Below are 13,933 nucleotides of genomic sequence, written 5' to 3' on the forward strand. Positions count from 1 at the left end.
CCGTAATAGCCTTTTGATAGCTGCAATGGCAATACAAAGATCTTCTGACTCTACAAGTTCTTCCCCCAAGAAATCTCGTCCGCCGAAAAAGCAAGACATAAATGTCGATCCCGATCCTACTTTGATGTCTGCTAACGCCAACAATGAAGAAACAGAACAGAATGAAGACACAATTCGTCCCCAGCGTTTGGATGACTATATCGGACAAAAAGATTTAAAGGGAATTCTTAATATTGCGATCGCAGCAGCTAAGGGGAGAGAAGATTCTTTAGACCATCTTTTATTATATGGACCTCCTGGTTTGGGTAAAACCACGATGTCGCTGATTCTCGCTACAGAAATGGGAGTAAACTGTAAAATCACTTCTGCGCCAGCTTTAGAGCGTCCTAGAGACATTACAGGACTACTGGTAAACCTCAAGCCAGGAGATATTTTATTTATCGATGAAATTCACCGTCTAAATCGGATGACGGAAGAATTGCTTTATCCTGCGATGGAAGATTATCGTTTGGATATCACTATTGGTAAAGGACAAACAGCCAAAACCCGCAGCATTCCCTTGCCTCCGTTTACCTTAGTCGGTGCAACCACTAAAGCTGGCGCGCTATCTTCCCCGCTGCGCGATCGCTTTGGCATCATTCAAAGGTTACGCTTCTATGAATTGGACGAACTAACTTTAATTGTCAAACGTACCGCAGAAATACTCAACGCTAGCATTACCGAAGAAGGTGCAATAGAGATAGCCCGTCGTTCTCGCGGAACACCCCGTATTGCCAATAGATTGTTGCGTCGCGTGCGAGACTATACTCAAGTCCAAAAAGCCGAAACTATTACCGATGAATTAGCAGCAATGGCAATGGATCTATTTGATGTAGATCGAGAAGGATTAGACTGGACAGATCGTTTGGTATTGAATACCATTATTCAACAGTTCAATGGTGGCCCAGTAGGTCTAGAAGCGATCGCAGCAGCTACGGGAGAAGACCGCAAAACCATTGAAGAAGTTTACGAACCCTATCTTTTGCAGAATGGCTATCTCAGTCGCACCCATCGCGGGAGAATCGCTACTAACAAAACTTATCAACATTTAGGTTATAACAGCGACAAACCGAGTCAAACACAGTTATTTTAGGTGATTCTACTAAAAATAATTTTTTTCTGAAAGGGAAGTTTGAGAAATTTTAGCTAAAACAAATTAGATCCTCAGATAAAATTCAGTTTTGTTGAGTTAGATAGTAATTGTCAAGCCAATACAAATCAGAAGCTCAAACAAAACTATGAAACTTACATACATTGCCGCTTTAGCAACTGCTTCAATTTTAACTATCGGCGGTACGGCATTTTTCTCTAATAGTGCGATCGCTGATTCTTTCGAGAATACAGATTCGTCGATTTTTGTTGCGGGTAATCCTTGTGCTTCGGTGAATCCTTGTGCTTCAGTCAATCCTTGTGCTTCAGCTAATTCAAGTCAATTTGTTGCTGTAGGTTCGGGAAAAAAGGCAGCAGGAACTTATAAAATAGTTGAAGAAGACGGTAAACAATATATTGAATTTAGCGATGACTTTGAAGTATCTCAAGGACCAGATCTTGAGATAATTCTCCATAAAGATGGAGTCGTAGAATCTCGTCTTGCAGAAGAAGATTATATTAGTCTCGCACCCATAGAAAGCTTTTCAGGATCGCAAAGATATGAAATTCCAGAGAATGTAGATCTAAACGATTATGCTTCCGTCGCTGTTTGGTGTGAGGACTTCAATGTCACTTTTGGCTATGCACCATTGTAAATACATAAGAGAAAATATATGGAAGATGGTTCGTATAACATCGGCTAATCATCAATAATCAAGGCTTGTTGTTGGGCTTCAAGCAATTGAGCAATACCCTTTTCTGCCAAGTCCAACATAGCGTTTAATTGCGATCGCGTCATACTATTCGATTCAGCCGTACCCTGAATCTCGATTAGTTCTAGTTTGCCATTCATCACCACATTGAGATCTACATCCGCAGCATAATCCTCTCGATAGTCTAAATCTAAAAATGCTTCCCCTTCAATCAAGCCAACAGAAACCGCTGCAACTGTTTCTAATAAAGGAGATCTTTTAAGTTCCCCTGCGGAAATTAATTTATTGATACCGTGGGCTAAAGCTACATAACTACCCGTAATAGAAGCGGTGCGAGTCCCTGCATCTGCTTGCAAGACATCCGCATCAATAGTAATCGTACGTTCCCCAAAGCCTTTGAGGTCGATGGCTGCGCGCAAACTACGCCCGATCAATCTTTGAATTTCTTGAGTGCGTCCCGAAAGTTTCATCAACTCCCGTGAATGGCGCGTATTAGTCGCTCCTGGTAGCATTCTATATTCTGCGGTAAGCCAACCCTGACCGCTACCCATCAAAAACCGAGGGACTCTATTTTCCAGACTAACGGTACACAGAACTTTAGTTTTACCACATTCAATCACTACGGAAGATAAAGGATTTTCAATAAAATCTAATTGAAATTTATGTGGGCGGAGTCGATCGGCTTGGCGATTTTCAGAACGTTCCCAGGACAAAATACTGCTCCCCAATTTTATAAAGTAATAATCGAGTTTTGCAGAAAAGAATCAACAAAATATAAACAAATTGCTAGTTTGATATAGTTCTTAACCAACTATCTCATTTTTAGTTAATTTTACTGTCGAAAGATCGTCAATCTTCACCAAGATTGTTTATGCTTATTTAAGATTTTTAAAATTCTCTTCCAAAGTCAAAATTTACTTATATCGTAGATATAAATAAGGGCAGCTTGTCTTAGTTCTTGTTTATTTGAAATAATCACCAGGAATAGTCTAGAAATTGTGTCCAATCTATTTGTTTCTCTTCTTCTTGCTGCTTTAGCAAGTTTTGCTGCTCCAGTAGTTCTTATTGGCTGCGCGATCGGTTTTTTTGGCATTATCGGCTATATCCCTGGATTTTGGGAAGTCAGCAACCAAACAACATCTTATATTTTGGATTTTTTGGCTGTATTTGGTAATGGAAAGCCATTTCAAGGCATTATTACTTTGGGAATAACCCTTTGTGTTGTGGGTATTTTACTCGATTTAGTTAATTTTTATCGCTATCAAAGTCTTAGAGATCGAGATGTAAGTTAAGTTCCATGTGTTCTGGCTACTTAAAAATTCGCGTTGCTACAACTAGATAAGTTTAAAGTGATTATATTGGAATGAGCTTATAGCTTAACTTGATTAACTTTATTTATGGAAACAATCTTTTTTAGTGTAGAACCGAGTGTAGTTGAGGTTTCTATTAAAGGAAACTTAGAGCAATTTTTAATAGTTTTGTCTGTATCCTTGAGTGTGGCGACAATTTCGCGAATTTTTAGCTGGTTTAGGCAAATTCCTTATACTTTATTGTTGGTAATTGTCGGACTTGGCTTGGCTTTTGTTGATATTCGCTTAGTTAATTTATCTCCAGAGCTAATTTTAGAAATATTTTTACCACCTTTGCTATTTGAAGCAGCCTGGAATATTCGTTGGCGCAGTCTCAAAGATAGTCTCTTTCCTGTAAGTCTATTTGCTATTGTTGGTGTAGTTATCTCTGTGGTTGGGGTAGCTTTTCCGTTAAGTTATTTCACTGACTTATCTTTACCCACTGCTCTTTTAGTCGGTGCGAGTCTATCTGCTACTGATCCCGTGTCTGTAGTAGCCTTGTTTCGGGAATTAGGAGCAAGCAAACGTTTAACTATTTTGATGGAGGGAGAAAGCCTCTTTAACGATGGTGTAGCGGTAGTTGCATTTTTGTTATTAGTTGATATTCCTTTAGGTAATGGAGAATTTGGGATCTCTGTCATTGTCATTCGCTTCTTGACATTTGTTGGTATTGGTTTAGGGGTTGGTAGTCTAATCGGTTTTGGAATTTCTTATCTGACTCAAAGATTTGATTTGCCTTTAGTAGAGCAGTCTTTAACTCTCGTGTCGGCTTATGGTACTTACTTAATCACAGAGGAATTAGGCGGATCTGGGGTAATTGGGGTAGTTACTGTTGGTATTATTTTAGGTAACTTTGGTTCGCGCATCGGGATGAACCCCCGTACTCGGTTATTAGTTTCGGAATTTTGGGATTTTCTGGCATTTTTCGTCAATTCAATTGTATTTTTGCTGATTGGCGACCAAATAAACTTTACCAGCTTGAAAAACAACTTCGATTTGATTGTAGTTGCGATCGCTGCTGTCTTAGTCACTAGAGCAATTGTAATTTTTGGCTTGGGTAATCTAAGTAACTTGGTGAGTAAAACAAAAACTAATCTGCGGGAGCAAACAGTACTCTGGTGGGGGGGTTTGAGAGGTTCGGTATCTATTGCGGTAGCTTTGAGTGTCCCTGTTATTCTCACGGGAAGACAAGAAATTATCGATACGGTGTTTGGGGTAGTGTTATTTACCCTATTGGTACAGGGTTTATCTACTAAATGGTTGCTTAAAACCCTCAATTTAATTGGCGATCAGCCTCTACGTCAAGAGTATTCGGAGCTATTGGCGCGCAAGGTAGCTCTTGGTCGCGTTGTCAAGTATCTAGAAAACAACGAATTAGCCTCTGAAATAGATCCCGAATATTATCGCTATCAGCAAGGATTGGTTAAAGGAGAATTAAAAAGTATTGAAGACAAAATCAATAGTATGCAGCGAGAAAACGAAAACTTGCGTGCCATGACTATGGAACAACTGCAAGAACAATTGTTAGATATTGAAGCGGATACCTATGCAGAATTTATTCGCGCGGGTAAATTAAACGAGAACCTATCTCCTGTATTGCAGGAAATTATGGCAAAAGCAGGAGATTAGCGATCGTAGTTTAGGTTTTTCGTAGGGGCGAATGGCTATTCGCCCTAGCTATTTGCCCCAGATATTCCTTTACAAAACTGGGTCTTGGGAGAAGTTGAGGCGTATTTGTTCGAGTTTGACGATCGCTTTTTTGGCGGTTTGAATCTCTTCGAGATAGTATTTCATTAATTCGAGATCGGTGGTGGGATTGAGGTTTTGTAGTTGTTGATTGCAGTAGATTTCGCGTTTTTGGTAGTTGACTTGTTCTAAAGATGCGATCGCTTCATCAATGCGAATATCGGCACGAAAGACATCTTCTTGGGTTTTTTCATCGAGATTGAATAGTTGAGTTACCCCTGTCATGGTTGCGGGAAAATCTAAACTGTGATTGTGTAATTCTCTTAAAAGAGGGTTAGTATCTCCAAAAGATCGTTCTGGAAGTTCGTCTTCGATCGCAATTATTTGCTGCCATAAAAAGCGATGGTGAGCTAGGGTAAATAACAAGTTTTTATCTTCTAAGCGATCGATTATCTTATCTCGGTAGCGGGGACAGTGAATATAGATTCTGAGTAATAATTCTTCTGCTTGTTCTAAAAGTTCGCTTTCAGGAGTACTCGCAACAGTAAATTTCGGGCTTGCAGAGGTATTGCGCTTTTCCTTGTAACTAGAATTATGATGATACTTGGGACGAACGGATCTTGTTTGGGACTTGAGGGTAGTTAGATTTTGTAATAATAGTCTGGCATCTCCTTGGGAGAGCAATTCGGCGCAATGGGTTAGATAATGATTGCGCTGGTTAGCATCTTGCAGCTTGTTCAACAATTTAATCATTCCTGCTGCTGCTCGTTGAAATTCATCGGCAGCCTTAAGGTCTTTATCTGCTAATAATCTATTAATTAGCCAATCTAGCCATAATGGAGCATTTTCTAAGGCTTGAAAGTACATTACCGCCCCATCATCTCTGCTTTTAACAAATTCATCTGCATCCTTACCATCGGGTAAATTGAGAATGCGCAATTGCACCACTCCGCTATAAACCAAATCTTCTACTTCAGCAATCGCCCTTTCGGTGGCTTTTTTCCCTGCATGATCCGCATCAAAATTAAGAATCACCTTTTTAGAAGGAGTAAAACGCAATAGTTGCTTGAGTTGATCTTGAGTAAAAGCCGTACCTAAAGAAGCCACCACATTATCAATTCCTGCTTCGTGGAGGGCGATCGCGTCAAAGTATCCCTCTACCACTACAGCACAGTCGGAACGACTAATACTAGTGCGGGCTTTATCCAAAGCAAACAAAGTTTTACTTTTATTAAATAAAGGAGTTTCAGGGGAGTTAAGATATTTGGGTTGATCTTCATCTCGGAGGCTGCGGCTGCCAAAACCAATAATTTTTCCTTTTAGATCGGCGATGGGGATAATAAGGCGATCGCGGAATACATCATAATAACCACTACCATTTTTTCTCGGTTTGATCAATCCTGCTTGCTCGACAAAATTAACGGGATAGCGTTTGGTTTCTACCAAATATCGATAAAGAGTTTCCCATCCCGCAGGAGCATAACCAAGCTGAAAACTGTTAATAGTAGTCTCGTCTAAGTTTCTTTGCTCTAGTAAATAGATTAAAGCAAGTTCTCCCTGAGACTGATGGAGAGCGTGCTGATAAAAACTAGCCGTAACTGACAAAATTAGATGTAATTCTTCTCTAACAGAAAGTTGACGCTGAATTTCTTTTCTTTGCTCTGGTTCGACAGTTTTTACTTCAATTTGATAGCGACGCGCCAGATCCAAAACAACTTCTGCAAAAGACTGCTTGCCAATCTCCATCAAAAACTTATAACTGTTTCCCCCTTCCCCACAGCCAAAACAATAATATACTTGCTTATCTTGGCTGACGCTAAAACTAGGACTTTTTTCATTATGAAAAGGACACAAACCCTTAAAATCTCTACCCCGCTTTTGTAAGACAACATATTCGGAGATGATATCGACAATATCAACCCGTTGTCGTACTTCTTCGATTGTATCTGGATGAAGTCGGGGAACTTTCACGCTTTATCTACTTGAAATTCTTTGAGTCAAATATTTAATTATACGTTAGTTATTTATTTGTAAGCTAAAACTATCTCAAATATTCTCATAAGTAGAAATTGATTTTGATTTTAATCTTTCATAATATAGCGATCGCTTTTTGTCAGCATTGTTAAATATACAAGACAACAGATAAATCAAGATTCCCCCGTCCGCAGCCAGGGGAATGATGACTAAACATCAAACTAATAACAAGAGTAATTGGCAGTTAAATTAAAATCACTACCCGCAGCAACTTCAATGACTTCATTAGCAGCATTCGCAGTTTCCACGCAGACAAATCTTTGATAGTCCAAATCTCCCAGATCTGCCATATTTGCCGAAATTGTCGCCCCAGGATTCCACACAATTGCTGTATTGCTATTGGCAGCAGTTATTTTTATTTTTCTGCCTAATGCAGAATCATCAATAATTAGTTGTGATGGTACGTCGAGGTAAATGCGATCGCATTCTCCATCAAAAGTAACCGTACCCGTTTGAGTTTTGTTTTTGCCTCCATCTACTTTATCGAGATAAGACAAATCTTCTAAATTCAAGACCTGTACTTGATTGATGTCACCTATTCTAAAATAGGTATGTAGAGCTTGAGTAATGGAAAATGAATTGTCTCCTGTATTGCGAGTAGTCAACTCCACAGTCAAAGAATTCCCCACGGTTATAGCGATCGACATATCAAAACTATAGTCCCAGATTTTTCTGGTTTCAGGGGTATCTAGCAGCCCCATTACCACTTCAGTCGAGCCATCTTGGGTAGTAACTATCTCTCGTATTGTCCAGAGGCGATTGCGGACAAAACCGTGACTGGCACGTCCTTTATCTTCAGGATCGGGGCCAAACCAAGGCCAACAAATGGGTGTACCACCTTTAATTGCCTTACCTTCTTGGTAATAAGCTTGGTTGCTGAGAAACATAATATCTTCAGCTTGGTTGACAGGCTGGAAAGATAATATTTGTCCTCCATAAAGAGAGAGGGTAGCGTTGGCGTATTCGTTATTGATTTCTATGATAGGAAAACCACCTTTCCCTGCCACAATTTTGACTTTATTGACAATGCCATAATCTGCGTTTAATTGCTCGATATTCATTTTGTTATTATTTATTGTTTATGTGTGGACGAACGTCCATTCGCCTTTTTTTTTGGCTCTCCAACAACCATCAACTTGCAATACTAAGCAGTGGTTAAGGCAGTCAGTAATCCCTGAAACATAGCTAATCCATCAGTACCGCCAATATTGCCATCGGCAGCCCTTTCGGGGTGAGGCATCAAGCCCAAAACGTTTCCTTTTTGATTAACAATCCCTGCAATGTTATTGATCGAGCCATTGGGGTTATTATCTGAGTTAATCTCCCCCGACGAGCTACTATAACGAAATAAGACTCGATCGCCATCTTCTATTGCCTTAAGGGTATCTTCATCGGCGTAATAACAACCTTCACCGTGGGCAATGGGCAGAGTAATTACCTGTTGTGCTTGATAATTTTTTGTCCAAATCAGATCGTTGCGTTCGACTTTAATAGTTGCGCGATCGCAAATAAAATGTAAACCGCGATTGCGAATTAATGCCCCTGGCAACAAGCCAACTTCTGTTAGTACCTGAAAACCATTGCAGATACCCAAAACATATTTACCCTGTTTGGCGTGTTCGATGATGCTATTCATTACAGGAGAAAATTGGGCAATTGCCCCACAACGCAAATAATCTCCATAACTAAATCCTCCAGGTATAACTACCACATCCAAATCAGAAATATCCGTTTCCTGATGCCATACCATACGAGTCGGTGCATTCAAGATCCCTTGAGTAACAGTAGAAATATCGCGATCGCAATTTGAACCAGGAAAAACAATTACTCCAAATTTCATTTAACTAAATCTCCTTTGACGATCTTAAACGGTGGCTAATTCGGATAATTCAAAGCAATAATTTTCGATTACCGTATTTGCCAGCAAGCGATCGCACATTTCATCTAAATGCTGTTTTGCTTCATCTTCATTATTGGCGGTTAGCTGCATTTCAATGTATTTACCAATTCTGACGGATTCTACTTCGGTATATCCCATTTGCTTGAGTCCAGATTCTACTGCTGTTCCAGCAGGATCGAGTACGGAAGAACGAAGGGTAACATAAATACGAGCGTGATATTTGGTAGCCATAGAATTACTCAGCCATGATTTAGCAACTAGCAGAATAATTTTAGCAGTCAACAGTCAACAGCTATTAGCTTTTAGAAGATAAGATAGATATTAGTTCGATATTCGTCGATTAAATCTATGAAAGCCCAACGTACTCGTTCTCAAGAGCGAATTTTAATACTACTAAAGAGTTTAAACCGTTCTATTTCGGCTCAAGATCTTTATATCGAACTGAGAAATCGCGAACAAGACATGGGTTTGGCAACGGTTTATCGTTCTCTAGAAGCTTTGAAACTACAGGGAGAAGTACAGGTGCGTACTCTTGCTAATGGAGAATCTGTATATAGTTCCCTTAAAAGCGATCGCCATCATCTTACCTGCGTCAACTGTGGCGTATCTCTTCCTATTGATGAATGTCCCGTCCACGATCTCGAAAAACAGTTAGAAAAATCTCATACTTTCAAGGTTTACTACCATACTTTAGAATTTTTCGGCTTGTGCCAAAAATGCAGCTAAATAATTACCGATTGCTAAGATAAAAGTGCGCATCTATACAGTAAATAGTTGATTTGTTATTCATAATTGAATTATGTAGCAATGGTATCGATATCTTAAAATCAGTCAAACTAAAAGGTAAGCTGTCGATACATTCAGATTACCAAATCGTATTTTTAGTAAACCTCTTTAACCTTAGATCTTAAAATTTCATCCTTAGATCTCAGCCAATAAATAAAATATTTGACAATTTAGCTCATATGCAACCCAAAATTATTGTCTGTGGCTTAGGACGTACTGGTTCTAAAATCTACAGTCTTCTCAAACAACAAGGGGCAGAAGTTGTAGCCATCAGCGAATATCCAGTAAGTAAAATAGCCTCTAAAGAGATCGTCATCGGAGATCCGCGAGACAACACCACCTTGATTCAAGCAGGAATCAGGCAAGCACAAACCTTAGTCTTGGTTCATAGCGATGATGCTCTGAATTTGGCTATCCTGACTCAAGCAAAAATACTCAATCCCAAAATTAGAATTATTAATCGTTTGCTCAATCATGCTTTGGGCGATCGCCTTGATAACACTTTGCCCGATCATTTTACTATGAGCGTGGCTGCTCTTTCTGCACCCTTATTTAGCTTTGCAGCTTTGGGTAACAAAGCGATCGGTCAACTGAAACTATTTAATCGTACTTGGCCGATTCAAGAAGAAGTTATCGATGGGGATCATCCTTGGTTGGGCAGGAAATTAAAGGAGTTGTGGGACGATCCCGATCGCATGTTAATTTACTATTTGCCCGTCAGGGGAGAAATTGACTTAGTTTCAGCGATCAAACACAACAGTTGTTTGCAGCCAGGCGATCGCTTGATTGTCGGGACAAAACCCAGGGTTTTTGTCAAACGTCGTAGTTGGCGAAAAAAGCTATCTCAAGCCATTCTCAACATACCTTACTACCAACGTTACGCTCGCCCTGTTACCCTGGTAAGCCTGGCTTTATTGAGTGTCATTTTTTGTGCCACTTTGATTTATGTCAGCATAAGTACTAAAACTTCTTTGGCAGATGCGCTTTATTTTTCCGTGGGGATGATTACGGGGGCGGGAGGAAAAGAAGAAGTAGCAGAAGGTGCATCCGACTATATCAAAATCTTTACAGCAATCATGATGGTAGTGGGTGCGGGAGTCATTGGTATTTGTTATGCCTTGATTAATGATTTTGTCTTGGGTAGTCGTTTTCGTCAGACTTTAGACGCTGCCAGAATTCCCCGCAAAAACCACTATATTGTATGTGGCTTGGGGGGTTTGGGTATTCAAATTGCCCGCCAGTTATATCATCAAGGACATGAAGTAGTGGCCATCGAATCTGATCCCAATAATCGTTTTTTACGGGCTGCGCGATCAATGAAGATTCCTGTCATTATTGAAGATGCGAGTATTTCTTCTACCCTGAAAGCAGTAAATGTAAAAAAGGCAGCCAGCATAATTACTGTAACTTCTCACGATACGACTAATTTAGAAATTAGCCTAACCGCCAAAGCGATCGCCCCCCACATCAAAACTATTGTACGTAGTGGGGATCCTCAGTTTGCGCGATCGATGCAGGAAGTATTCGAGTTTGATTGCGTCTTGTCTCCTGTAGAATTAGCTACCCATTCCTTTGTTGCAGCAGCATTAGGAGGCAGAATTCTCGGTAACGGGATGACTCAAGATTTACTTTGGGTAGCCTTAGCAACTATGATTACTCCCAATCATCCTCTATGCGGTCGCATTGTTCAAGATATAGCTAGCGAAGCAGATTTTGTACCTTTATATCTGGAAAGAAAAAATACTACTTTCCATAGTTGGGATTTATTAGAAACTCGTCTCCAACCCCAGGATGTTCTATATTTGACTATGCCCGCTAGTGTTTTAGATCGACTATGGCGCAATGTTCATTCTGACTCTCTCCTCGATCGCTTGGAGGATAGTTTTAGTATTTAACTTCTCAAACAAAGGTAGGGTAATCCGCATAATTGCGGGTGGGGTATCCCAGAACATTATCTAGAGAGCGATCGGACAATATTGATATCAAAAGAAGTTTACGAGTGATATTGTAATTACAAATATGGCTGTACTTGAAAAAGGCAACATTACGATCCATACCGAGAATATCTTCCCCATTATCAAGAAGTCTCTCTATACAGATCATGAGATCTTCTTGCGGGAATTGATTTCCAACTCCGTCGATGCTATCTCTAAGTTAAAAATGGCATCCTTGGCGGGAGAAATGCAAGGGGAAGTCGGCGAACCCCAAGTTACAATTGCTGTAGATAAAGAGAAAAAAACTCTCTCTATTTCCGATAATGGCATTGGCATGACTGCCGATGAAGTCAAAAAATATATCAATCAGGTTGCATTTTCTAGCGCGGAAGACTTTATCAAGAAGTACGAGAAAGATTCCAACGATCTGATCGGACACTTTGGCTTAGGTTTCTACTCCGCATTCATGGTTGCAGCCCAGGTGGAAATAGATACTCTTTCTTTCAAAGAGGGTGCAACTGCGGTACATTGGTCTTGTGATGGATCGCCAGAATTTGAATTAACCGAAAGCGATCGCACTACTGTCGGCACGACTATTACTCTCACTCTACAGGATGAGGAATTAGAATACACCGAACAACCTAGAATTAGGCAGTTAGTCAAAACCTACTGCGATTTTATGCCCGTTAAGATTGTTCTCGATAACGAACAAATTAACAAGCAAGAAGCACTTTGGAAAAAGTCTCCCCGCGATCTAACTGACGAAGACTATCTAGAGTTTTATCGTTATCTATATCCCTTCCAAGAAGATCCTCTACTTTGGGTACATCTCAATACAGACTATCCTTTCCTACTCAACGGAATCCTCTACTTCCCCAAACTAAAACCCGATGTAGACTTTTCTAAAGGACAAATTCAGCTATTTTGTAACCAGGTATTTGTCAGCAAAAATTGTGAAGCGATTATTCCCGAATTTTTGATGCCATTACAAGGGGTAATCGATAGCCCTGATATTCCTCTCAATGTATCCCGCAGTGCCTTAACCAACGATCGCACTGTGCGTCGTATTGCTGATTTTATCACCAAGAAAATTGGCAATCGTCTTAAGTCCCTTTATGATGAAGATCGTAGTAAATATATCAGCACTTGGTCTGATGTCGGTACATTTGTTAAATACGGTGCAATTAGAGACGAGAAATTTAAAAAGCAGGTAGAAGACTTAATTATCTATCGCACTACCTATCAGCCCGATACAGCTGAAACTGAAGAAGTACCTAAAGTAGAAGTACAGTCTGCTGGCGATGATGCTTGGAAAGATGTAGATAATAAAGACAATGCCAGCATCGAACCCCATACCACTTTACAAGAGTATTTAGAGCGCAACAAAGAAAAAAGAGCAAATCAAGTATTCTACTGTAGCGATCCTGGTACACAAAATACTTTTGTCGAACTATATAAAAACCAAGGTTTAGAAGTTCTCTATCTTGATTCTTTTATTGATGCTAATTACTTCATTCCTTTCTTAGAAAGAGAATATTCTGAAGTTAAATTTGCTCGCGTTGATTCGGAACTAGATGAAACTTTAGTGGAAGAAGATAAAGCTCAAGAAATTGTCGATCCCACTACTAATAAAACCCGCAACGAATCAATTAAAGAGTTGTTTGAAAAAGCACTCAATAAACCCAGAGTGAATATCAAAACTCAAGCCATCAAATCCGACGATCCTCAAGGTACTCCTCCTGCAATGGTATTGTTACCCGAAGCAATGCGAAGAATGCAGGAAATGGCTGCATTGATGCAGGAAAAAGCGATGGCGTTCCCTGAAGATCATATTCTCATGATTAATAGCGCCCATCCTTTAATTCAAAATCTTTTAGATCTAAACAAAGGCACGATCGTTCAAAGTGGCAACGATTCTAACTCGATGGTTAACTTGATGTGCAACCATATTTATGACTTGGCATTGATGTCTCAAAGAGCATTTGATGCGGATGGAATGAAGGCTTTTGTTGAGCGTTCCAATCAAGTTTTGACCAATTTAACCAAGAAGTAATTCAACCGTTAATTAATCGATTGATTCTAAGGATGGGTTATTTAATTCCCATCCTTAGATATTTTTTTGTAGGAGCGAATTGCCTGACTGCCTGACACAAGTAGCTGAAAGATAGACAGGGATAGATTGAAAGAAAAAGGGAGAGCAATCGTGGGAAGCTAAAAATAGTCGTTTTTATGCTTCGTAGTCCATGTCAATCTCTACCCCTCTTTATAATCAACTTCTAAGTCTTTTGAGTCGCCCTCGGCAGTTGCTTCAAGTCGGGGAACCCGCCCAACGCACTGCCTCGCAACATAGTCATACTAAATCCTGTTCTCAAAACCCATTTACAATACAAGAAATAGCAAGTT

General features: G+C 39.8%; 12 protein-coding genes. 7 read left to right on the forward strand and 5 right to left on the reverse strand.

Annotated features, from left to right (window positions below):
• Positions 1 to 25: 25 nt before the first annotated feature.
• A complete protein-coding gene (gene ruvB / locus I4641_RS11060) occupies positions 26 to 1,132 on the forward strand; it encodes a Holliday junction branch migration DNA helicase RuvB (protein WP_229640581.1) in 1,107 nt (368 codons plus the stop codon).
• A gap of 145 nt (positions 1,133 to 1,277) precedes the next feature.
• The gene (locus I4641_RS11065) at positions 1,278 to 1,784 is read left to right on the forward strand and encodes a DM13 domain-containing protein (protein WP_229640582.1); all 507 of its coding nucleotides are present in this window, start codon (positions 1,278 to 1,280) and stop codon (positions 1,782 to 1,784) included.
• Positions 1,785 to 1,828: 44 nt separating this feature from the next.
• Here I4641_RS11065 and rph read toward each other — a convergent pair whose 3' ends face one another.
• On the reverse strand, positions 1,829 to 2,554 hold the full coding sequence (gene rph / locus I4641_RS11070) for a ribonuclease PH (protein WP_263858209.1): 726 nt from the start codon (positions 2,552 to 2,554) through the stop codon (positions 1,829 to 1,831).
• A 285-nt stretch (positions 2,555 to 2,839) separates the two neighbouring features.
• Between rph and I4641_RS11075 the strand changes: the two genes are divergently transcribed.
• Positions 2,840 to 3,133, forward strand: coding sequence for a hypothetical protein (locus tag I4641_RS11075; protein WP_229640583.1), 294 nt, complete (start codon positions 2,840 to 2,842; stop codon positions 3,131 to 3,133).
• A 105-nt stretch (positions 3,134 to 3,238) separates the two neighbouring features.
• The gene (locus I4641_RS11080) at positions 3,239 to 4,819 is read left to right on the forward strand and encodes a cation:proton antiporter (protein ID WP_229640584.1); all 1,581 of its coding nucleotides are present in this window, start codon (positions 3,239 to 3,241) and stop codon (positions 4,817 to 4,819) included.
• Between the two features lie 69 nt (positions 4,820 to 4,888).
• On the opposite strand, the gene dnaG is transcribed toward I4641_RS11080, so the two are convergent.
• The 4 genes from dnaG to purS all read right to left on the reverse strand — a co-directional run bounded on the left by dnaG (position 4,889) and on the right by purS (position 9,041).
• A complete protein-coding gene (dnaG, locus tag I4641_RS11085) occupies positions 4,889 to 6,847 on the reverse strand; it encodes a DNA primase (RefSeq protein ID WP_229640585.1) in 1,959 nt (652 codons plus the stop codon).
• Between the two features lie 224 nt (positions 6,848 to 7,071).
• Complete coding sequence (locus I4641_RS11090; RefSeq protein WP_229640586.1) at positions 7,072 to 7,971, reverse strand: D-hexose-6-phosphate mutarotase; 900 nt, start codon at positions 7,969 to 7,971, stop codon at positions 7,072 to 7,074.
• 83 nt (positions 7,972 to 8,054) lie between these two features.
• Positions 8,055 to 8,750 (reverse strand): phosphoribosylformylglycinamidine synthase subunit PurQ, encoded by a 696-nt coding sequence (purQ, locus tag I4641_RS11095; RefSeq protein WP_229640587.1) that lies wholly within the window; start codon positions 8,748 to 8,750, stop codon positions 8,055 to 8,057.
• Positions 8,751 to 8,774: 24 nt separating this feature from the next.
• Positions 8,775 to 9,041 (reverse strand): phosphoribosylformylglycinamidine synthase subunit PurS, encoded by a 267-nt coding sequence (gene purS / locus I4641_RS11100; protein WP_229640588.1) that lies wholly within the window; start codon positions 9,039 to 9,041, stop codon positions 8,775 to 8,777.
• A 117-nt stretch (positions 9,042 to 9,158) separates the two neighbouring features.
• On the opposite strand from purS, the gene I4641_RS11105 reads away from it, so the two are divergent.
• The 3 genes from I4641_RS11105 (at position 9,159) to htpG (ending at position 13,583) form a co-directional block, all read left to right on the forward strand.
• Positions 9,159 to 9,536: a Fur family transcriptional regulator gene (locus tag I4641_RS11105; RefSeq protein ID WP_229640589.1), complete on the forward strand. Its 378-nt coding sequence runs from the start codon at positions 9,159 to 9,161 to the stop codon at positions 9,534 to 9,536.
• A 239-nt stretch (positions 9,537 to 9,775) separates the two neighbouring features.
• Positions 9,776 to 11,491: a potassium channel family protein gene (locus I4641_RS11110; RefSeq protein ID WP_229640590.1), complete on the forward strand. Its 1,716-nt coding sequence runs from the start codon at positions 9,776 to 9,778 to the stop codon at positions 11,489 to 11,491.
• Between the two features lie 124 nt (positions 11,492 to 11,615).
• Positions 11,616 to 13,583: a molecular chaperone HtpG gene (htpG, locus tag I4641_RS11115; RefSeq protein ID WP_229640591.1), complete on the forward strand. Its 1,968-nt coding sequence runs from the start codon at positions 11,616 to 11,618 to the stop codon at positions 13,581 to 13,583.
• Positions 13,584 to 13,933: the final 350 nt, after the last annotated feature.

It is taken from the genome of Waterburya agarophytonicola KI4, from assembly GCF_020640915.1.
GTDB lineage: Bacteria > Cyanobacteriota > Cyanobacteriia > Cyanobacteriales > Xenococcaceae > Waterburya > Waterburya agarophytonicola.